Raw genomic sequence first — 20,840 nt, 5'->3', positions numbered from 1 at the left:
CTATAAACCTGTTTATTTAGCGGTATCCTGTCAGCACTCCCATTCAGAGGTAATCATCGTGAAAGCGCCCCGCGTGACCCTTGATCAATGGCGCACCCTGCAAGCGGTGGTCGACCACGGCGGCTTTGCTCAAGCCGCCGAAGTCCTCCATCGCTCGCAGTCGTCTGTCAGCTACACCGTGGCCCGCATGCAGGATCAACTCGGCGTGCCGCTGCTGCGGATCGACGGACGCAAGGCGGTGCTCACCGAGGCGGGCGGCGTGCTGCTGCGCCGCTCCCGGCAACTGGTCAAGCAGGCCAGCCAGCTCGAAGACCTCGCCCATCACATGGAGCAAGGCTGGGAGGCCGAGGTCCGCCTGGTGGTCGACGCGGCCTACCCCAATGCACGGCTGGTGCGTGCCCTGACCGCCTTCATGCCGCAAAGCCGTGGTTGCCGCGTGCGCCTGCGCGAAGAGGTGCTGTCCGGCGTCGAAGAAGTCCTGCTCGAAGGCGTGGCTGACCTGGCCATCAGCAGCTTCAATATTCCCGGTTACCTGGGCACCGAGTTGAGCACCGTGGAATTTGTTGCCGTGGCTCACCCCGACCACCCCCTGCATCGCCTGCAACGGGAACTGCATTTCCAGGATCTCGAAAGCCAGCTGCAAGTCGTGATTCGTGACTCCGGGCGCCAACAGCCCCGTGACGTGGGCTGGCTCGGCTCCGAACAGCGCTGGACCGTCGGCAGCCTGGCCACGGCGGCCGCCTTCGTGGGCAGCGGGCTGGGCTTTGCCTGGTTGCCGCGGCACATGATCGAGCGCGAACTCAAGGAAGGTGTGCTCAAACCGTTGCCGCTCAATCAGGGCGGCAAGCGTCACCCGGTATTTTTCCTGTACGCCAACAAGGACAAGCCTCTGGGCCCTGCCACACAAATCCTGGTTGAACTGCTGCAAACTTTTGACACGGCCCCGCTGGATGCACCGTTTGCAGCACCGCAGCAAGCGTGAAGATCAGTGGGCAGGAACCCGATTCGAGAATATCCTGTCCAACACCCGCCGCCCGTGAACATCTGCCACTACCGGATGTAGCACGGGCATTGGTTCAATCCACAGGGCGCCACTGCCTTGTGGCATTGAACAGTCACCCCACTTTCCAGGATCACTGAACCATGCTTAAAAAAATTGCACTTGCCGCTGGCGCCATGCTGTTTGCTGCCAACCTGATGGCTGCCGATACATCCAAGGCACCTCATGTCGTTCTGGATACCAGCTTCGGCAAGATCGAAATCGAACTGGATCCGGTCAAGGCTCCGATCAGCACTGACAACTTTCTCAAGTATGTGGACAGCGGCTTCTACAACAACACCATTTTTCACCGTGTGATTCCGGGCTTTATGGTGCAGGGCGGCGGTTTTACCTCGCAGATGGCGCAAAAGCCGACCCGCGATCCGATCAAGAACGAAGCCAGCAACGGCCTGCATAACGTGCGCGGCACCCTGTCGATGGCTCGCACCTCCAACCCGAACTCTGCCACCAGCCAGTTCTTCATCAACGTGGCAGACAACGCGTTCCTGGATCCGGGCCGTGACGCCGGGTACGCCGTATTTGCCAAGGTGGTGAATGGCATGGATGTGGTTGACCAGATCGTCAACTCGCAAACCACCACCAAACAAGGCATGCAGAATGTGCCGATCGACCCGGTGCTGATCAAGTCGGCCAAGCGTATCGACTGACAGGCTGCACACAGCAGGGAGCTTTGACCTGTGCCCCGTAGCAGCTGCCGAAGGAACGAGGCTGCGTTACTGCTACGGGATGGGTAACGTCAACTAAAGGAGAGCCCGCGCTGCGGGCGTCAGTGCCCATGCTTTATCGCCGTTTCGAACAACTGATCGATATCTTCCGCGAAGCCCCTACCGCAGCCCCTCCCAGCACTGTCTGGGCGTTTTATCTCTACTACCTGCGCCAGGTCTGGCCCATGTTTGTCGCCTTGCTGGTGATCGGGCTGATAGCGGCACTGATCGAAGTCTCGCTGTTCAGCTACCTGAGCACGCTGATCGATCTGACCCAGGGCACGCCCAATACCGAATTCTTCAAGGTCCATAGCAGCGAACTGATCTGGATGGCCGTGGTGGCCCTGATCATCCGCCCGGTGTTCTTCGGCCTGCATGACCTGCTGGTGCACCAGACCCTGAGCCCGAGCATGACCAGCATGATCCGCTGGCAAAATCACAGCTATGTGCTCAAGCAAAGCCTCAACTTCTTCCAGAACGACTTTGCCGGCCGCATTGCCCAGCGCATCATGCAAACCGGCAACTCGCTGCGTGACTCGGCCGTTCAGGCGGTCGACGCCCTGTGGCACGTGCTGATCTACGCCATCAGCTCACTGGTATTGTTTGCCGAAGCCGACTGGCGCCTGATGATTCCGCTGCTGATCTGGATCGCCTGCTACATCGGCGCCCTGTACTACTTCGTCCCCCGGGTCAAAGAGCGCTCCGTGGTGTCCTCCGATGCGCGCTCAAAACTGATGGGCCGTATCGTCGACGGCTACACCAACATCACCACCCTGAAGTTGTTTGCCCATACCAATTTCGAGCAACAGTACGCTCGCGAAGCCATTATCGAGCAAACCGAAAAAACCCGGCTGGCCAGCCGTGTGGTCACCAGCATGGACGTCACGATCACCACCATGAACGGCTTGTTGATCGTCAGCACAAGCGGCCTGGCGCTGTGGCTGTGGAGCCAGTCGCTGATCAGCGTCGGTGCCATCGCCCTGGCCACCGGCCTGGTGATCCGCATCGTCAACATGTCCGGCTGGATCATGTGGGTGGTCAACGGTATTTTTGAAAACATCGGCATGGTGCAGGACGGTCTGCAAACCATTGCACAACCCATTGCCGTCACTGACCGTGAACAGGCACCACGCCTTACTGTCAGCCGCGGTGAAGTGCGCTTTGAGCACGTCGACTTCCATTACGGCAAACGCAGCGGCATCATCAGCGACCTCAACCTGGTGATAAAACCCGGCGAAAAAATCGGCCTGATCGGACCTTCCGGCGCGGGCAAGTCGACCCTGGTCAACCTCTTGCTGCGCCTGTACGACCTGCAAGGCGGTCGCATCCTTATCGACGATCAGAACATCGCCGAAGTAACCCAGGAAAGCCTGCGCGAACAGATCGGCATGATTACCCAGGACACTTCGCTGTTGCACCGCTCGATTCGTGACAACTTGCTGTACGGCAAACCTGACGCTACCGACGAAGAACTGTGGGCAGCCGTGCGAAAAGCCCGGGCCGATGAGTTTATCCCGCTTCTGTCCGACGCTCAGGGCCGCACCGGTTTTGACGCCCACGTGGGCGAGCGCGGCGTCAAGCTGTCCGGCGGTCAACGCCAGCGGATTGCCATTGCACGGGTACTGCTCAAGAACGCACCGATCCTGATCATGGACGAAGCCACCTCGGCACTGGACTCCGAAGTCGAGTCCGCGATCCAGGAAAGCCTCGAAACCCTGATGCAGGGCAAAACCGTCATTGCCATCGCCCACCGCCTTTCAACCATCGCCCGCATGGACCGTCTGGTGGTGCTGGAAAACGGCCATATCGCACAAACCGGAACCCACAGTGAACTGCTCGCACGGGGAGGTCTGTACTCACGGCTTTGGCAACATCAAACGGGTGGTTTTGTAGGCATCGACTGAGACCAAAAACACGCAAGTGTAAAGCCCGTGAAACACCACGCCAGCGCCCGGTTTCAAAGGGCTCTGGCGTTTTTTATGGCACTGGAAAAAACCCGGGCGAGTGCTGTACTTAAAACAGGATTCGGGAGAGTTCTGTAGTTAACCGCAGGACGCGACGCAGCTTCAATTGCTCGATAGATTTATCTATCCGGGACCTTCAAATGACCTTGCTCAAACGTTCGGCAACTGAGTTGGTAGGCACTTTCTGGTTGGTTCTTGGCGGCTGTGGCAGCGCAGTACTCGCTGCAGCCTTCCCCAACGTGGGTATCGGGCTGCTAGGGGTCGCACTGGCTTTTGGCCTTACCGTACTGACCATGGCATTCGCTATCGGGCATATTTCAGGCTGTCATCTGAACCCCGCCGTGTCCTTCGGGCTGTGGGTGGGTGGCCGGTTCCCTGCAAAAGAGCTACCCGCTTACATCGTGGCCCAGGTTCTGGGAGGCATCATCGCCGCCGCACTGCTGTACTTCATTGCCAGCGGCAAACCCGGGTTTGATCTGGCTGCAAGCGGGCTGGCAGCCAATGGCTATGGCGACCATTCTCCCGGTGGCTACTCAATGATCTCGGGGCTGGTCTGCGAAGTGGTGATGACGGCCATGTTCATCCTCATCATCATGGGCGCCACTGACACGCGAGTCCCTGCAGGCTTCGCTCCGATCGCCATAGGTTTGGCGCTGACGCTGATCCACCTGATCTCGATCCCGGTCACCAACACCTCGGTCAACCCGGCACGCAGCACAGGCCCGGCCTTGATCGTGGGCGGCTGGGCGCTTCAACAACTGTGGATGTTCTGGCTGGCGCCACTGGTGGGTGCAGCGATTGGCGCACTGACCTATCGATGGCTGGGCAAACAGGACAGCTGAGCATCAAGGCGGCGAGGTTCAGGCCTGCCGGTAGGGCAGCGCCGACCTCGCCTCCTCTGCATACGCCAGCACCCCTGCCCGCTCACGCTGCAGAAAGTCACTGACAGCCGATTTCAGCCCCTGATGACGCAGGTAATGCCATGAGTGAGTGATCACCGGCTCAAAGCCGCGGATCAGCTTGTGCTCGCCTTGGGCACCGGCATCAAAACGCTTGATGCCCTGAGCAATGGCGTAATCCATGCCCTGGTAGAAACATGTCTCGAAATGCAGGCGATCAAACTCGGCCAGGCACCCCCAGTAACGACCATACAAACTGTCACCACCGATCAGGCTGAACGCCATCGCTACCGGGGTCGAGCCCTGCCTGGCCAGCACCACGCGAATGGATTCGGGCATACGCTCGGCCAGCAGACTGAAAAACGCCCGCGTCAGGTAAGGTGTTTGTCGCCGTACTGCGTAGGTATTGGCGTAACAGGCGTAGACAAAATCCCATTGCGCCTCACTGACCTGTTGACCCTCCAACCATTCGAACTCGAACCCCTGAGCGGCCACTTGCTCGCGCTCTTTGCGCATCTGCTTGCGCTTGCGGGAGCTCAGGGCATCAAGAAAGTCCTGAAAATCGCGGTACTCGCGGTTCTGCCAATGAAACTGGCAACCGAGCCGCTGCATCCAGCCGGGCTGTTGCGTCAGGGCCGTATCGGCCAGCGTATCGGTGAAATTGATATGGGCACTGGAGAGCCCTTCAATCTCAAGATAACCGGGCAAAGCCGCCAGCAACTCCATCCCGTCCTCGGCACTGGCGGCCAACAAACGAGGACCACTGACCGGACTGAACGGTATGGCCGTCAACAGCTTGGGGTAGTACTCGATGCCCGCCCGCTCGCAGGCCTGCGCCCATTCGTGATCGAACACATATTCGCCGTAGGAGTGCCACTTGCGGTAGCTGGGTAACGCTGCTTGCAACCGCCCGTTTTCGTAGTGCAGCAAGTGCTCGGGCTGCCAGCCGGAATGCGGGCCCAGGCAGCCGCTGTCTTCAAGCGTGCTGAGAAAAGCGTGCCGCAAGAACGGCTGCTCCACCGGCACCAGCCCATCCCATTCCTGAGCAGTGATGGCGGACAGGCTGTCCAGTCGTTGTAACGGCATTGAGAATCCCCGGGCGCGACATGTGAGCCGCGATGGTAGCACCGCAACCGAGGTGGGCGCTGGTGTCACGCCGTGATGCCTGCGCAGGCAAGCCCGGCTCCTGCAGGTTTGGCGACCTCCGCGAGTGTCACTGACTTGCTATCAGACTGCCACTTTTCTGTCATATCCAGCCGCGATACTGGCGCCGCTTCTTAGATCACGAGGTTATGAGTGACTTGTTTGCCAACACGCTCATGACACACCCAAGCCTCGTTAACGTGAGCCCGTATAGGGCCGATTTTTCTTGAGGTGGCCAAGGCCACCTCTGCACTGGGAGATTCACAATGCGTCTTGTTTCTACACGGGTTGCGGCTGGACTGTGTGGTGGCCTGGTACTGGCCATGAGCGTTCCGGCCAGCGCAGCAGTCGATGCCAGACTGCTCGAAATGCTGAAAGCCAACGGTTCCATTTCGCCAGCTCAGTACTCCGAGCTGCAAACTGAACTCGCCAGTGAGAATCAAGCCAAGCAAGAAGCTGCGGCCAATCAGGTCAAAAAATCCGACCTCACCGCCTTCGAACAAAAAGTCGCCTGGGCAGCTAAAACCGAACTCAAGGGGGATGTCCGGGTTCGTCACGAAAACATCAAGATTGATGGCGAGTCCGATGGCAAGAACAAGGACCGTCAGCGCATTCGTGCCCGCCTGGGTGCCTACACCGAAATCAACCCGCAAGTGAACACCGGTATTCGTATCGCCACTGGCGGCGGCGACGATGCGCGCTCCACCAACCAGGATCTGGATAACTACTTCGACAAGAAGCAGTTGTGGCTGGACATGGCGTTCATCGACTATCACCCGACTGCCGTCAAGGACCTGCACCTGATCGCCGGCAAGATGGCTCAGCCCTGGGTCAGCATGGGTGATGTGATTTGGGATAGCGATATCAACCCCGAAGGCCTGGCTGCCACTTACAAGCACAACCTGGGGAACAGCGGCGTCGAGATGTTCGGTAGCGCCGGTTACTACACCCTCAAGGACAACGTCGACGGCGACGGCGTGCAATTCCGTCATGACTTGCGTCTGTACGCAGGTCAGCTGGGTGCAAAATTCGCCCCCACGGACAGCCTGAAAGTGACCTTGGGCGGTAGCGTTTACAGCTACGACAATGACAAGGACAGTGCCTGCCCCACCACCGGGACCAAGACAACGCCTTGCGCCCTGGCCGTTAACGGCAACAGCACCAGCGAGTTCCGCCTGTACGAAGGCTTCGGCCAGGTCGATATCGCCAACCTGCCGCTGCCTCTGTCCCTTTACGGCCAGTACGTACACAACGCCGCCACCGACAGCGATCAGGACGACGCCTGGCTGGTGGGTTTCAAAAGCAAGCTCAATGCCTTCAGCCTGGACTACAACTACCGCGACATTCAGCGTAACGCCGTGGTCGGCGCCTTCACCGACTCCGACTTTGCCAACGGTACTACCGGTTCACGCGGTCACAAGTTCAAAGTGGGTTACGAAATCGACAAGAACTTTGGTGTTGGCCTGACGTACTTCCTGACCAAGGCTGACTACGTAACGTCCACCCAGAAAGATGCCAAGGCCAACACCTTGCAACTGGACCTGGAAGCCAAGTTCTAAAAGCGTCCCGTCATCAACAAAACCCCGAACCCGTTCGGCGTTTTGTGTCAGAACAGCAGAGCGAGGCTGGCGTCGGCCCCCCATCACATCCACCGACGACACCCTCGCCCATGCTTCTTCTTTAGCGCGATTGCTCGCGCATCATTCGCTCAACCGTTTGCTCAAGGTCCGGGGGCAACGGTTCGGGAAGTCTTTTCAACGTGGCGCTCATCAAACGCATTTGCTTGATGAAACGTCGGCAGTTAGGACAAAACATCAGATGATGGCGCACCAGCAACCGCTCACGAACGCTCAGCTGGCCATCCAGATAGTCGCTTGAGCGCGCTACTTGCTGTTTGCAGCTCAACATTCGCCGGTTTCCTCGAAGTGTTCCACAGTCGCAAAGACTTTTAGTCGGGCTCGATGCACCAGCACCCGCACATTAGAGAGCGACAGTTCGAGAATATTACAGATCTCTTCAAGTTCAAGTCCCTGACGCTCGCGCAACACCAGCACACTGCTCTGCAGCTGCGGCAGGCTGAGAAGAGTTTGCTCAAGGCATTCGCGCAACTCGTCTTCCGTGAGCAAGGCTTCGGGGGTGTCCTGGTGCCAGGCAAACGGGGCCAGCAACCAGTGGCCATCACTGCTGAACCGGTCATCGTCTATGGTGCCGTGAGGCGAAGGCAAATCGTCGAGCAGCACTTCACGGCGATTTTGCTTGTAGCGGTTTTTTGCGGAATTGGCCGTGATGGTCAATAGCCAGGTTTTCAGGCTGGAACGGCCCTCAAACCCGGACAGATTGCGCACTACGGACAGCCATGCGTCTTGTACCACCTCGTCGGCATGTCGATTGCCGACGATCGCATAGGCCACGGCACGCATCGCGCTTTGATAGGTGCTAACCAGATCGCGAAAAGCCCGCTGCTCACCACTCAACAGCCGTTTGAGCAGTTCTGAGTCATCAGCAGCGGTCATGGATACCTCGTCTGATCGAGCACTGCGCGATTAACGTTTACGCAAAATCACACTGCCAATCGAATAACCGGCACCAAACGAACTCAGTACCGCCAATGCACCGCTTGGCAGATCGTCCTGATACGTATGGAAGGCAATGACCGAACCGGCCGAACTGGTGTTGGCGTAGGTATCGAGAATGACCGGTGCTTCTTCGATGGAAGCTTCGCGCCCCAACAATTTGCGCACGATCAGGTGGTTCATGCTCAGGTTGGCCTGGTGCAGCCAGAAGCGCTTCACCTGCTCAACGTCCAGCTGGTTCTCTTGCAGATGCTGACCGATCAGCTCAGCCACCATCGGGCATACGTCACGGAACACCTTGCGGCCTTCTTGTACGAACAGTTTGTCCGGGCTGTCAGCAGGCTCGTCAGAAGCACGGTTAAGGAAGCCGAAGTTGTTGCGGATATTGTTCGAGAACGTGGTCAGCAATTTGGTGCTGACGATATCGAACTGATGCTCGGACGTTGCCAGGTCTGCACGCTCGACAACCACCGCCGTCGCCGCATCACCAAAGATAAAGTGGCTGTCACGGTCACGGAAGTTCAAGTGGCCGGTGCACACTTCAGGGCTGATCAGCAGCACTGCGCGGGCCTGCCCCAACTGGACGCTGTTGCTGGCGGTCTGAATGCCGAAGGTCGCCGAAGAACAGGCAACGTTCATGTCAAAACCAAAACCCTGAATGCCCAGCGCGTGTTGCACCTCGATGGCAATCGCAGGATACGGGCGTTGCAGGTTGGAGCACGCCACAATCACGCCGTCGATATCGGCAGCTGTTTTGCCCGCTCGTTCCAGCGCCTGTTTGGCGGCGCCAACGGCCATTTCGCAGAGCACCGACATTTCGTCGTTGCTACGGGCCGGCAAGTGTGGGCGCATGCGTTGCGGGTCAAGAATGCCGTCCTTGTCCATCACAAAGCGGCTTTTGATGCCCGATGCCTTTTCGATAAATGCAGCGCTCGATTCGGCCAGAGGCTGGACATCACCGGCCTCGATAGCCTCGGCGTTGTCCGCGTTGAACTGTTGCACATAGGTATTGAAAGACTGCACCAGCTCTTCGTTGGAGATGCTGTTGGCCGGGGTATACAGGCCGGTGCCGCTAATGACGACGTTATGCACGGTCGTTCCTCTATATGTATTCAGCTGTCGATAGCCGCGAAGTTTGCCATAAATGCCAGCATTTGGCGTTATTTGCGGATGTTACGGTCAATGTCCCATGGGAGCGGGCTGGCTCGCGATTGCATCGAGAGCCAGCCGCTCCCACAGGTCACAGGGGTTCAAGCGTCCACCGCACTCCATTGCTTGCCCAGGCGCTTGTCCGAAATCGGCACCTTGGTACCCAGTTGCTGGCCGAACAACGACACGCGGTATTCCTCCAGCCACCAGCGGTACAACTCAAGCTGCGGGTCGCGCTTGCCTTCCTGGGCGTGCTTGGTGGCACGCGCTTGATACTGCGCCCAAAGCCCGCTCAGCTCACCGCTCCAGACCCGGTCTTTTTGAACCTGCCCCGGCAGTTTCTCAAGACGCATTTCTATCGCCTTGAGGTAACGCGGCAGCTCCTTGAGCCATATGGCCGGGGTTTCGCGGACAAAACCTGGATACACCAGATGACTCAACTGCTGCTTGATGTCATTCAGGGCAACCGCCTGGGCCAGATCGATCTTGCCTTTGAAGCGCTTTTGCAGACCGTGCCAGAGCTTGAGAATATCCAGCGTCAGCCTGGCCAGCTTTTCGGCATGCTCGGTCCAGGCTCCGCGCTTGCGCTCGGCCAGTGAGGCCAGCCCGGCACCATCACGAGGCAATACCGCTTCGCCTTCAAGGATGCAGCTGTCGAGGCTTGCCAGCAGAATGTCTTCGACCAGACTTTCGACCCGGCCAAGCTCACGGTACAACAAGCCCAGTTCGGTCAGCCCCGGCAGCTTGCCGCGCAAGAACTTCGCGGGCTCCGCCAGTTGTTGCATCAACAAGCGCTGCAAGGCTCGGCGATGCTGGTATTCAGCCTCGGCCGGAGTCGAGAAACGCCCCTCCTTGACCGTATTGCCCTCTTCCACCAACGCCGGGTAAACCGTCATCGACAGGCCCGCGATCTTTTGCTGGGTCTTCTCGGCAACCGGGGCGAACACCTTGGCCTCCACCGGCTGCTGATTTTTCGCCGTTTGCGGTACGGCCAGTGCCGCCTGGCTGGCCTGGGCGAAACGCGCCGTCAACTCGGCCAGATCACGTCCCTCACCCAGGAACTTGCCATCAGCGTCGACCACCTCGATGTTCATCTTCAGATGATTTTCGACCTGCTGCGCGGCCTCTGCCCACGCCTCGTCACTTACCCGTGCACCGGTCATGCGCAGCAGTTCGCGGCCCAGGGTCTGTGGCAGTGAACCTTGGGCAAACTCCATGCGCTCCAATGCCGCCTTGATGAAGTCAGGCACCGGTACAAAGTTTTTGCGCAACGCCTTGGGCAAACTGCGCACCAGAGCGATGCACTTGGCTTCGATCATGCCGGGCACCAGCCATTCCAGCCGCTCAGGCGGCAATACCGGCAGCAACGGCGCAGGCACCTTGACCGTCACACCATCACGGGGGTGGTTGGGTTCAAAGTGATAACTCAGCTCAAGGGTCAGATCACCCAAGTGCAGCGTGTCCGGGTAATGCCGGGCGGTGATTTCGGTGGCTTCACGGGCCAGCACGTCTTCTTCGCGCATGATCAACAGCTGCGGGTCTTTCTGGCTGTTGACCCGGTACCAGCTGTCAAAGGTCGCGGTCTGATGAATCTCGGCGGGCAGGCGGGCGTCATAGAACGCATACAGGGTTTCTTCGTCGGCCAGGATGTCCCGGCGCCGGGCCTTGGCTTCCAGCTCGTCGAGCTGCTCCAGCAGCTGCGCATTGGCGGTCAGGCACTTGGCACGGGACTGAATCTCGCCGCGCACCAGCCCTTCACGGATAAACAGCTCACGGGACAGTGCCGGGTCAATCGGCCCGTAGTGCACGGCACGGCGACCGACCACGATCAGGCCGAACAAGGTGATTTGCTCGTAAGCCACCACTTGCCCGCGCTTCTTCTCCCAATGGGGTTCGAAATAGTTCTTTTTGATCAAATGCCCGGCCAGCGGCTCGATCCAGTCCGGCTCGATCTTGGCCACCATGCGCGCATACAGCTTGGTGGTCTCTACCAGCTCGGCGGTCATCAACCACTGCGGGCGCTTTTTGCCCAGACCCGACGAGGGATGAATCCAGAACCGGCGCTGACGCGCGCCCAGGTAATCGCCGTCTTCGGTTTTTTGACCGATCTGGCTCAGCAAACCGGACAGCACCGCCTTGTGCAATTTCGGGTAGTCGGCGGGCTCTTGATTGACCGTGAGCTGCATATCGCGACAGATCAGGCTCAATTGCCGATGGGAATCACGCCACTCGCGCAACCGCAGGTAGTTGAGGAAGTTTTTGCGGCACCAGTTACGCAACGGGCTGGCCGTCAACGCCTGGCGCTGCTCTTCAAAGCCGCGCCATACGTTGATCAGACCGGCGAAGTCAGAGTCGACATCTTTCCATTGAGCGTGGGCCTGATCCGCCGCTTGTTGACGCTCCGGCGGTCGCTCACGCGGGTCTTGCACCGACATCGCACTGGCGACAATCAATACTTCCTGCAAGCTGCCGAGCTTGGCGGCTTCGAGCAACATACGGCCCATGCGCGGGTCCACCGGCAAACGTGCCAACTGGCGCCCCAGTGGCGTGAGCTGATTCTCGCGGTTAACCGCCGACAACTCTTGCAGCAGGTTGAAACCGTCGGTGATCGCCTTGCCATCCGGCGGCTCAATAAACGGAAATGCGGTAATTTCGCCCAGACGCAGGTGCAGCATCTGCAGGATTACTGCCGCAAGGTTGGTACGCAAAATCTCGGGATCGGTAAACTCCGGGCGGCCGTTAAAGTCTTCTTCGGCATACAGCCGCACACAGATACCCGGTTCGACCCGGCCGCAACGCCCCTTGCGCTGGTTGGCGCTGGCCTGGGAAATCGCCTCGATCGGCAGACGCTGTACCTTGGCCCGGTAGCTGTAACGACTGATACGGGCCGTACCACTGTCGATCACATAGCGAATGCCCGGAACCGTGAGCGAAGTCTCCGCCACGTTGGTCGCCAGTACCACACGACGGCCCGGGTGCGACTGGAAAATCCGCTGCTGTTCGGCAGGCGACAGCCGCGCGTACAACGGCAAAATTTCAGTGTGCTTGAGCTGCGCCTTGCGCAACATGTCGGCGGCATCGCGAATTTCGCGTTCACCGGGCAAAAACACCAGCACGTCGCCAGGGCTTTTGCGCTCACTGCGCTCGAAGGCCGCAATTTCGTCCAGCGTGGCAATGATGGCCTGATCGACACTCAGGTCTTCTTCGACATTGTTGCCCTCTTCGTCCTGCTCGGAGGTCAACGGGCGATACCAGGTCTCGACCGGGAAGGTACGGCCCGACACCTCGACAATTGGCGCGTCATTGAAGTGCTTGGAGAAGCGCTCCAGATCGATGGTCGCCGACGTGATGATGACTTTCAGGTCCGGACGGCGCGGCAGCAGAATCTTCAGATAACCCAGCAGGAAATCGATGTTCAGACTGCGTTCGTGAGCTTCATCGACGATGATCGTGTCATAGCGCTCGAGATAGCGGTCGTGCTGGGTTTCGGCCAGCAGGATGCCATCGGTCATCAACTTGACCAGGGTATTGGAATCGCTCTGATCTTCAAACCGCACCTGATAGCCGACCAATGCGCCCAGTGGCGTGCCCAGCTCTTCGGCTACCCGGCTGGCAACGCTGCGCGCAGCGATCCGGCGCGGCTGAGTGTGGCCAATCAGACCGTGTTGTCCACGGCCGATTTCAAGGCAGATTTTCGGCAATTGGGTGGTTTTGCCCGAGCCGGTCTCACCCGCCAGAATCAACACCTGATGTTTGAGCAGCGCCGCCTTGATCTCATCGCGCTTGGCGGCAATCGGCAGATTTTCGTCATAGCGAATCAACGGCACACTGGCCGCCCGTGCTGTCACCTGCGCACAGGATGCCTGGACCCGCTCGGCCCAGACGGCCAGCTTGGCCTCGTCAGGCTTTTTGCGCAGCTCATGCAGTTGCCGACGCAGCTTGTGGCGATCGGCGATCATGGCTTGATCAAGGTTTTTCAACAGTTGGTCGATAGCAGGCGATTCGTCAGTCATCAGGTGCGCAAAATCTTCGTAAATGCAGGGGGCGGATTGTCGCAGATTTAGGCGCTCATGCACGAATCTGTAGGAATTAGCGCGTTGTCTTGTCCGTAGCATCACCTACACTGCGCGGCTTAAACCTTTTAAGGAAAATCCCGTGAGACTTGTCGATTTGGTGCGCATGCTGTCGTTAGCAGGCATTTGGGGGGCCAGCTTTCTATTTATGCGGATCATCGCACCAGTGCTTGGGACCATTCCTACTGCATTCTTTCGGGTATCCATCGCCGCTACAGGCCTGGTGGTGATCTTGGCGCTGATGCGCGTGCGCTGGGATTTCGGCGGCAAGCTCAAGGTCATTTTGATTCTGGGGGTTATCAACTCCGGCGTTCCGGCCACACTGTATTCGGTGGCGGCCCAGGTATTGCCTGCCGGTTACTCATCCATTTTCAACGCCACCACCCCGTTGATGGGCGTGTTGATTGGCGGTCTGTTTTTCAGCGAAAAACTGACCCTGACCAAAATGGCCGGGGTGTTTCTGGGATTACTCGGAGTAGGGATCTTGACCCGGGCCGGGCCGGTTGCTTTCAATCTGGACTTGCTGATGGGCGCCCTCGCCTGCCTGCTGGCCACCACCTTTTATGGCTTTGCCGGCTTTCTGGCCCGCCGCTGGCTGGACCAGCAAGGCGGTCTTGACCCACGGCTTTCGGCCCTGGGCAGCATGCTTGGGGCAACCCTGTTCCTGTTGCCCCTGTTTGGCCTGAGTGTGATTAATCAGCCACCCGTGAGCTGGGGTGGAATGAGTGTGTGGTTATCGTTGCTGGGACTGGGGCTGGTGTGCACGGCATTTGCCTACATCCTGTACTTCCGCTTACTGACAAGCATTGGACCGGTCAAATCCATGACCGTAACGTTCATGATCCCGCCGTTTGGCGTGCTGTGGGGCGCGCTGTTTCTGGGTGAGCCGCTGTCAATGGCGCACCTGTATGGCGGGCTGCTGATCGCCGTGGCGCTGTGGCTGGTGCTCAAGCCCGGAGCGTTGGCCAAAACCTGAATCTGTAGCCGCTGCCGCAGCGGCTACACAAGCAGTATCCTCAGGTGGTCTTACGGAACACAAACATCAACCCGATGATAATCATGGCCATCCCGAGCACACTCAACGCTGCCAGCTTGTTGCCGAAAATCAGGTAGTCCATGACCGCAGTCACGGCGGGCACCAGATAGAACAGGCTGGTGACGTTGACCAGGTTGCCTCGGGCAATCATCCGGTACAGCAGCAAGGTTGCCATCACCGAAACCACCAGCCCCATCCACAACACCGGCACCACAAAGCCCGCGCCGTGTTCGAAGTGAAATGGCTGGAACGGCACAAACACCGCGCACACCAGCAGACCTGCAAGGTATTGCAACGGCAGTGTGCCGAGGGGATTCCGGGTGATGCGTTTTTGCATCAAGGTCCCTGCCGTCATGCTGGCAAGGGCCAACAGGGCAAACAACATCCCGGCCCACGACAAACCCGCCAGACCGATGTTCTGGTACACCACCAGAACCAGCCCGGCCAGCCCCAGCAGCAACCCGAGGGAGCGGCTCAAGGAGTGTTTACGCTCCATGATCACGGCAGTGAGAATCGGCTGCACACCCATCACCGTGGCCATGACGCCGGGCGTCACTTTCAGTTCCAGTGCCAACAGATAAAAAATCTGATACGCCGCCAGCAACACCACACCCGTTGCCATCGCATAACTGATCGCCCTGGCGCCACGGGGCATCTGAAACTTCATCAACGGGATGATCAGCACCAAAGCCATCAAGGCAATGGCAAAACGGATCAACAAAAAGGCAAACGGCGAGGCGTGAGCCAGCCCCCATTTGGAGAAAATCGCACCGCTGCTCCACAGCAGTACAAACAGGCACGTGGAAGCAGCCGCCAGCGCGGACTCTTTAGTCATATAAAACATGGATAACACCTGTCATCAGGCAAAAAAGCCGACTCAGCCGAAACTGAAGTTCAATGGTTTTTTAGACGGGTACGGGCAGCCGAGCGATCAGCTCAGCCCGCAACAACACCCGGTGGCGATACGACGACGTACACCACAGTGCGACTGACAGGAGGTGGGTAGTGACTGATCTGCGCAGGCTGCTGGTTTGCACACGGCACGACGCCAGCAGTGACTGCTGAAACGACAACGCTATGTGGAAAGGAAACCGGCATGGGCTGATCTTTTTGAAGAGAGGATATCGAGCGTCGACTATAACCAGCGCCCGACATTAAATGCAACGACTCAACTGATTAAGAATGGGCGAGAGTCGAGTAAAACGAAGAGCTACACATTCGCTCAGACAGCTCTATGCCAAAACCCAGAACCCGGCTCAAGCACCAGCTTTTTAAATCACAGGCCAGGACAGCAGCTTGCTCAATACTGGCCAACGCACTGCCAACACAGTCCGGTGAAGCCATAGTGTTCAGACCCATCGACGCCCTGGCACTTGACGCATTCAATGGGTGGGGGGATGGCGTTCACTTTTCATGGGAAGAAGTACCCCTCTGGAAGGCCAGGGAACCCTGGTCATTCGACTTATCCATCTGGTGCGGCTCAGAGCTCTGCGGACTGTGTTTCGCCACCCCCAACCAGAGCCGGTTGCGAAGCTTGTTATAGACCTGAAGAAGGACTAGCGTCATTTGCGCTGTACAATAAATAACCAAAATGGTGGCGATATGCCGGTCATGACCCCAACACCCGCCTCACAAAAGACCAAGCCCCACAGTGAGAGTAAACCCCGAGGTGCGGCCACTTCAGCCACTCAGCAGCGTTTTTTACGCGTTGCAGTCAATGGCAGCAAAGCAGATGAACCTTCAGGTGTTTTAGCAGGCAGCCCGCTTTAATAATCCAAAAAAAACCGCTCACTCATGAGCGGTTTTTTTATGTTGTGAAATCAGCCAAACAACCAACGCCACAGCAGTACCAGCACCAGCACTGCCAATATCGGGCGGGCTATGCGATACAACTTGGGATTGCGGCGCTTCCATTGCTTGACCACGCCGCTGAAGCGATCGCTGAAGGTTTTGCTCCAGGCGTACGCCTTGTTGATGCCGCCTACGCGCTCATCATCGAGGTTCTGCGGCGCAGTGGCTTTACCCAGTTGCGCGCTGACCCAGCGGTTGATACGGGTCATGAAGGGACTGGTAAGCGGGCGTTCGATATCGCAAAACAGGATGACGCGAGTCATGTCGGTCTCATTCTTGACCCAATGCACGTAGGTCTCGTCGAACATCACGTCTTCACCATCACGCCACGCGTATTCCTCGCCATCGACGAAGATACGGCAGGCATCGGAGTTGGGGGTCGACAGCCCCAGGTGATATCGCAGCGATCCGGCAAACGGATCACGGTGCGGGTTGAGGTGGCTACCGCCCGGCAGCAAGGCAAACATCGCGCCTTTGACATTGGGGATGCTGTTGACCAGCTCAACGGTTTTCGGGCACAGCAACTCGGCCGATGGCAACGCCTTGTCGTACCACTTGAGGTAAAAACGCTTCCAGCCTTTCTTGAAGAACGAGCCAAAGCCGGCGTCGTTGTTTTTTTCTGCGGCGCGAATGTAGCCCTCGTCGAACAGGTGCATGGCTTCTTCGCGGATCGCTTGCCAGTTGTCCTTGAGGACATCCAGCTCAGGGAACTTGCTGCGGTCCAGGTACGGTTTGGACGGTACGCCGGAGAACAAGTACATCAGGGCGTTGTAGGGCGCAAAGAACGCTGAGTGGTTGACGAACTGGCGTAACACCGGCAGCCGTGCCTTACCGCGAAAATGCACGTAAAGGATGCTGCCGACAAACAGCAGTATGAGCCCTGCCTTGATGGCGAAGGATAAGGTCATGCAACAACTCCTCGAAAATACCGTGCGGCACCAATAGCCCGACGTGGCAGCCGGCCATGATAAACACTAGCGACGTAGGACAAAACCCATCGAAACCAATATTCGGAGCAATGTACTACGCGAAGGATAATGATTATGCATGTTGAGGAGCAAATCGCTTTGACGTGGGTCAGCAACAACCGTAGCCGCTGGCGCAGGCTGCGCCGGCGGCTACAGGCCCGTGTTTACTGGTGCAGCTCCTGCTCACTGAACATGTCGCTGAACAGGAAGCTCGACAGGTAGCGCTCACCCGAATCCGGAAGGATCACGACAATGGTCTTGCCTTGCATTTCCGGGGTTTCTGCCAGGCGCACCGCCACGGCCATCGCAGCCCCGCAGGAGATCCCGCACAAGATGCCTTCTTCCTGCATCAGGCGCAGGGCCATGGCCTTGGATTCGTCATCGCTGACCAGCTCGACCTTGTCGACAATCGACAGATCAAGGTTTTTCGGTACGAAACCGGCGCCGATACCCTGGATCTTGTGCGGCGAAGGCTTGATTTCTTCCCCCGCCAGCGCCTGGGTAATCACCGGCGAAGTGATGGGCTCAACTGCCACCGACAAAATCGGCTTGCCCTGGGTGTGCTTGATATAGCGCGAAACCCCGGTAATCGTACCGCCGGTACCGACGCCAGAAACCAGCACGTCAACGCCCCCATCGGTGTCGTTCCAGATTTCCGGACCCGTGGTTTTTTCATGAATCGCCGGGTTGGCCGGATTTTCAAACTGCTGCGGCATGAAGTACCGCGCCGGGTCGCTGGCCTGGATTTCTGCGGCCTTGTCGATAGCGCCCTTCATGCCCTTGGCCGGCTCGGTCAACACCAGCTCGGCCCCCAGCGCCTTTAGCACCTTGCGCCGTTCTATGCTCATCGATGACGGCATGGTCAACGTCAATTTATAACCGCGCGCTGCTGCGACAAACGCCAGGCCGATCCCCGTGTTCCCCGACGTAGGCTCGATGATGGTCATGCCCGGCTTGAGCACGCCGCGGCTTTCGGCATCCCAGATCATGTTGGCGCCAATTCGGCATTTGACCGAATAACCGGGATTACGGCCTTCGATCTTGGCCAGGATTGTCACGCCACGGGGTGCAATGCTGTTGATCTGCACTAAAGGCGTGTTGCCGATGGATTGGGCGTTGTCTGCAAAAATGCGGCTCATGGCGGGGTCCTTGTGCACCTTTTGGGAAGATCCCAAGGGTAGGCCTCACGCCGACATGCGTCCAGTCATGACGTGACGCTTCATTCAGAGACTGAATGGTGCGTCTGCGTTCATGTTCGGCGGGCGGCGCGTTATAGTCGGACATACTTTTAGTTCCCCCGCCCTGCCCCATGCAGGACCCGGGTCATGGTTTGAGGAATAACAGATGAAGTTCGAAGGCACTCGCGCCTATGTGGCCACCGATGACCTGAAGCTGGCGGTCAACGCAGCAATCACCCTGGAGCGCCCGCTGCTGGTCAAGGGCGAGCCCGGCACCGGCAAGACCATGCTGGCCGAGCAACTGGCCGAGTCCTTTGGCTGCAAGCTGATCACCTGGCATATCAAGTCCACGACCAAGGCCCACCAGGGCCTGTACGAGTACGACGCCGTCAGCCGCCTGCGTGACTCGCAACTGGGTGTCGACAAGGTGCACGATGTTCGCAACTACCTGAAAAAGGGCAAGTTGTGGGAAGCCTTCGAGGCTGAAGAACGGGTCATCCTGCTGATCGACGAAATCGACAAGGCCGACATCGAGTTCCCCAACGACCTGTTGCAAGAACTCGACAAGATGGAGTTCTACGTTTACGAGACAGATGAAACGATCAAGGCCAAGGTTCGCCCGATCATCATCATTACCTCCAATAACGAGAAAGAGTTGCCGGACGCCTTCCTGCGCCGCTGCTTCTTCCACTACATCAGTTTCCCGGACCGCACCACGCTGCAGAAAATCGTTGATGTTCACTTCCCGAACATCAAGAAAGAGCTGGTCAGCGAAGCCCTTGACGTCTTTTTCGACGTGCGCAAAGTGCCTGGCCTGAAGAAAAAACCTTCGACCTCCGAGCTGGTGGATTGGCTCAAGCTACTGATGGCCGACAATATCGGCGAAGCGGTATTGCGCGAACGCGATCCGACCAAGGCCATCCCGCCACTGGCCGGTGCGCTGGTGAAAAACGAGCAGGACGTGCAATTGCTTGAGCGCCTGGCGTTTATGAGCCGTCGCCCCAATCGCTGATTTTTCAAGAAGGCGATAAGCATGCTGCTTAATCTGTTCAATGAAATGCGTGCGGCCAAGGTGCCGGTTTCAGTGCGTGAACTGCTGGACCTGATCAACGCCCTGAAACACCGCGTGACCTTCGCCGACATGGACGAATTTTATTACCTGGCGCGCACGATTCTGGTGAAGGACGAACGTCATTTCGACAAGTTCGACCGAGCCTTTGGCGCCTACTTCAATGGCTTGCAAAACCTCAACGAACACCTTGAGGCCCTGATTCCCGAAGACTGGCTGCGCAAGGAATTCGAGCGTTCCCTGAGCGACGAGGATCGTGCGCAACTCCAGTCCCTGGGCGGTCTGGACAAGCTGATCGAGGCATTCAAGCAACGTCTTGAGGAGCAAAAGGAGCGCCATGCCGGTGGCAACAAATGGATCGGCACGGGCGGCACCAGCCCGTTCGGCTCGGGTGGCTATCACCCCGAAGGCATTCGTGTGGGCGATGCGGGCGCGCGCCAGGGCAAGGCTGCCAAGGTCTGGGAGCAGCGCGAGTACAAAAATCTCGACGACCAGGTCGAACTGGGTACGCGCAATATCAAGGTCGCATTACGCCGCCTGCGCAAATTCGCCCGCCAGGGAGCGGCGGATGAGCTGGATATTGACGGCACCATCGATCACACCGCCCGCGATGCCGGCCTGCTGAACATTCAGATGCGTCCCGAACGGCGCAATAACATCAAGCTGCTGTTGCTGTTCGACATCGGCGGTTCGATGGACTCCCATGTGAAAACCTGCGAGGAATTGTTTTCGGCCTGCAAGACCGAGTTCAAGCATCTGGAGTACTACTACTTTCACAACTTCATCTATGAATCGGTGTGGAAGAACAACCAGCGCCGCCAGGTTGAGCGCATTTCAACCCAGGACCTGCTGAACAAGTACGGAGCCGATTACAAAGTGATTTTTATCGGCGACGCGGCGATGGGGCCGTATGAAATCACCCATGCGGGGGGGAGTGTCGAACACTGGAACGAAGAGCCGGGTTACAAGTGGATGCAGCGCTTTATGGAGAAGTACAAAAAGCTCATCTGGATTAACCCGTACCCCAAGGACACCTGGAACTACACGGCGTCCATCGGGATCGTGCGCGATCTGATCGAAGACCGCATGTACCCGCTGAACCTTGAGGGGCTGGAAGAAGGGATGCGGTTTTTGGCCAAGTAGTACCGCGCTTACCGTGTGGGAGCGGGCTTG

Annotated in this window: 16 protein-coding genes; 8 read left to right on the top strand and 8 right to left on the bottom strand. The window is 58.2% G+C overall.

The annotated features are described in order from the left end of the window. The first annotated feature begins 58 nt into the window (after positions 1 to 58). The 4 genes from AC19YQ_RS16500 (at position 59) to aqpZ (ending at position 4,570) form a co-directional block, all read left to right on the top strand. On the top strand, positions 59 to 982 hold the full coding sequence (locus tag AC19YQ_RS16500) for a PA3225 family LysR-type transcriptional regulator (protein WP_133078986.1): 924 nt from the start codon (positions 59 to 61) through the stop codon (positions 980 to 982). Between the two features lie 161 nt (positions 983 to 1,143). After that, the gene (locus AC19YQ_RS16495) at positions 1,144 to 1,707 is read left to right on the top strand and encodes a peptidylprolyl isomerase A (protein ID WP_019828735.1); all 564 of its coding nucleotides are present in this window, start codon (positions 1,144 to 1,146) and stop codon (positions 1,705 to 1,707) included. A gap of 128 nt (positions 1,708 to 1,835) precedes the next feature. Beyond that, a complete protein-coding gene (locus AC19YQ_RS16490; RefSeq protein WP_133078985.1) occupies positions 1,836 to 3,668 on the top strand; it encodes an ABC transporter ATP-binding protein in 1,833 nt (610 codons plus the stop codon). A gap of 200 nt (positions 3,669 to 3,868) precedes the next feature. Then, on the top strand, positions 3,869 to 4,570 hold the full coding sequence (gene aqpZ / locus AC19YQ_RS16485; protein WP_133078984.1) for an aquaporin Z: 702 nt from the start codon (positions 3,869 to 3,871) through the stop codon (positions 4,568 to 4,570). An 18-nt stretch (positions 4,571 to 4,588) separates the two neighbouring features. Here aqpZ and AC19YQ_RS16480 read toward each other — a convergent pair whose 3' ends face one another. Further along, positions 4,589 to 5,713, bottom strand: a complete 1,125-nt coding sequence (locus tag AC19YQ_RS16480) for a GNAT family N-acetyltransferase (protein ID WP_500595503.1) — start codon at positions 5,711 to 5,713, stop codon at positions 4,589 to 4,591. Between the two features lie 323 nt (positions 5,714 to 6,036). Here AC19YQ_RS16480 and AC19YQ_RS16475 point away from each other — a divergent pair, with 323 nt between their 5' ends. Continuing rightward, positions 6,037 to 7,329: a putative porin gene (locus tag AC19YQ_RS16475; RefSeq protein ID WP_219262936.1), complete on the top strand. Its 1,293-nt coding sequence runs from the start codon at positions 6,037 to 6,039 to the stop codon at positions 7,327 to 7,329. A 121-nt stretch (positions 7,330 to 7,450) separates the two neighbouring features. Here the strand turns inward: AC19YQ_RS16475 and AC19YQ_RS16470 are convergent, their stop codons facing one another. The 4 genes from AC19YQ_RS16470 to hrpA all read right to left on the bottom strand — a co-directional run bounded on the left by AC19YQ_RS16470 (position 7,451) and on the right by hrpA (position 13,505). Further along, entirely contained in the window at positions 7,451 to 7,678 is a 228-nt protein-coding gene (locus tag AC19YQ_RS16470; protein ID WP_133078982.1) for an anti-sigma factor family protein, read from the bottom strand. Then, a complete protein-coding gene (locus AC19YQ_RS16465; RefSeq protein WP_326397609.1) occupies positions 7,672 to 8,283 on the bottom strand; it encodes an RNA polymerase sigma factor in 612 nt (203 codons plus the stop codon). The genes AC19YQ_RS16470 and AC19YQ_RS16465 overlap by 7 nt, the downstream gene beginning before the upstream one ends. 30 nt (positions 8,284 to 8,313) lie before the next feature. Continuing rightward, a complete protein-coding gene (locus AC19YQ_RS16460; RefSeq protein WP_339476894.1) occupies positions 8,314 to 9,435 on the bottom strand; it encodes a beta-ketoacyl-ACP synthase III in 1,122 nt (373 codons plus the stop codon). 158 nt (positions 9,436 to 9,593) lie between these two features. Next, entirely contained in the window at positions 9,594 to 13,505 is a 3,912-nt protein-coding gene (gene hrpA, locus AC19YQ_RS16455) for an ATP-dependent RNA helicase HrpA (protein ID WP_500595502.1), read from the bottom strand. Positions 13,506 to 13,671: 166 nt separating this feature from the next. Here hrpA and AC19YQ_RS16450 point away from each other — a divergent pair, with 166 nt between their 5' ends. Continuing rightward, positions 13,672 to 14,541 (top strand): DMT family transporter, encoded by an 870-nt coding sequence (locus tag AC19YQ_RS16450; protein WP_257623075.1) that lies wholly within the window; start codon positions 13,672 to 13,674, stop codon positions 14,539 to 14,541. Between the two features lie 40 nt (positions 14,542 to 14,581). Here AC19YQ_RS16450 and AC19YQ_RS16445 read toward each other — a convergent pair whose 3' ends face one another. From AC19YQ_RS16445 to cysK, 3 genes are all read right to left on the bottom strand, one after another. Beyond that, on the bottom strand, positions 14,582 to 15,445 hold the full coding sequence (locus tag AC19YQ_RS16445; RefSeq protein WP_133078977.1) for an EamA family transporter: 864 nt from the start codon (positions 15,443 to 15,445) through the stop codon (positions 14,582 to 14,584). Positions 15,446 to 16,421: 976 nt separating this feature from the next. Beyond that, positions 16,422 to 17,360: an aspartyl/asparaginyl beta-hydroxylase domain-containing protein gene (locus AC19YQ_RS16440; protein ID WP_133078975.1), complete on the bottom strand. Its 939-nt coding sequence runs from the start codon at positions 17,358 to 17,360 to the stop codon at positions 16,422 to 16,424. A 224-nt stretch (positions 17,361 to 17,584) separates the two neighbouring features. Further along, the gene (cysK, locus tag AC19YQ_RS16435; protein WP_133078974.1) at positions 17,585 to 18,559 is read right to left on the bottom strand and encodes a cysteine synthase A; all 975 of its coding nucleotides are present in this window, start codon (positions 18,557 to 18,559) and stop codon (positions 17,585 to 17,587) included. Positions 18,560 to 18,764: 205 nt separating this feature from the next. On the opposite strand from cysK, the gene AC19YQ_RS16430 reads away from it, so the two are divergent. Both AC19YQ_RS16430 and AC19YQ_RS16425 read left to right on the top strand, forming a co-directional pair. Then, the gene (locus tag AC19YQ_RS16430) at positions 18,765 to 19,610 is read left to right on the top strand and encodes an AAA family ATPase (protein ID WP_095021285.1); all 846 of its coding nucleotides are present in this window, start codon (positions 18,765 to 18,767) and stop codon (positions 19,608 to 19,610) included. Positions 19,611 to 19,631: 21 nt separating this feature from the next. Next, positions 19,632 to 20,810 (top strand): vWA domain-containing protein, encoded by a 1,179-nt coding sequence (locus AC19YQ_RS16425; RefSeq protein ID WP_133078973.1) that lies wholly within the window; start codon positions 19,632 to 19,634, stop codon positions 20,808 to 20,810. Positions 20,811 to 20,840: the final 30 nt, after the last annotated feature.

Source organism: Pseudomonas sp. MF06569 (assembly GCF_059862735.1).
This window is presented reverse-complemented; position numbering and strand designations above follow the sequence as displayed.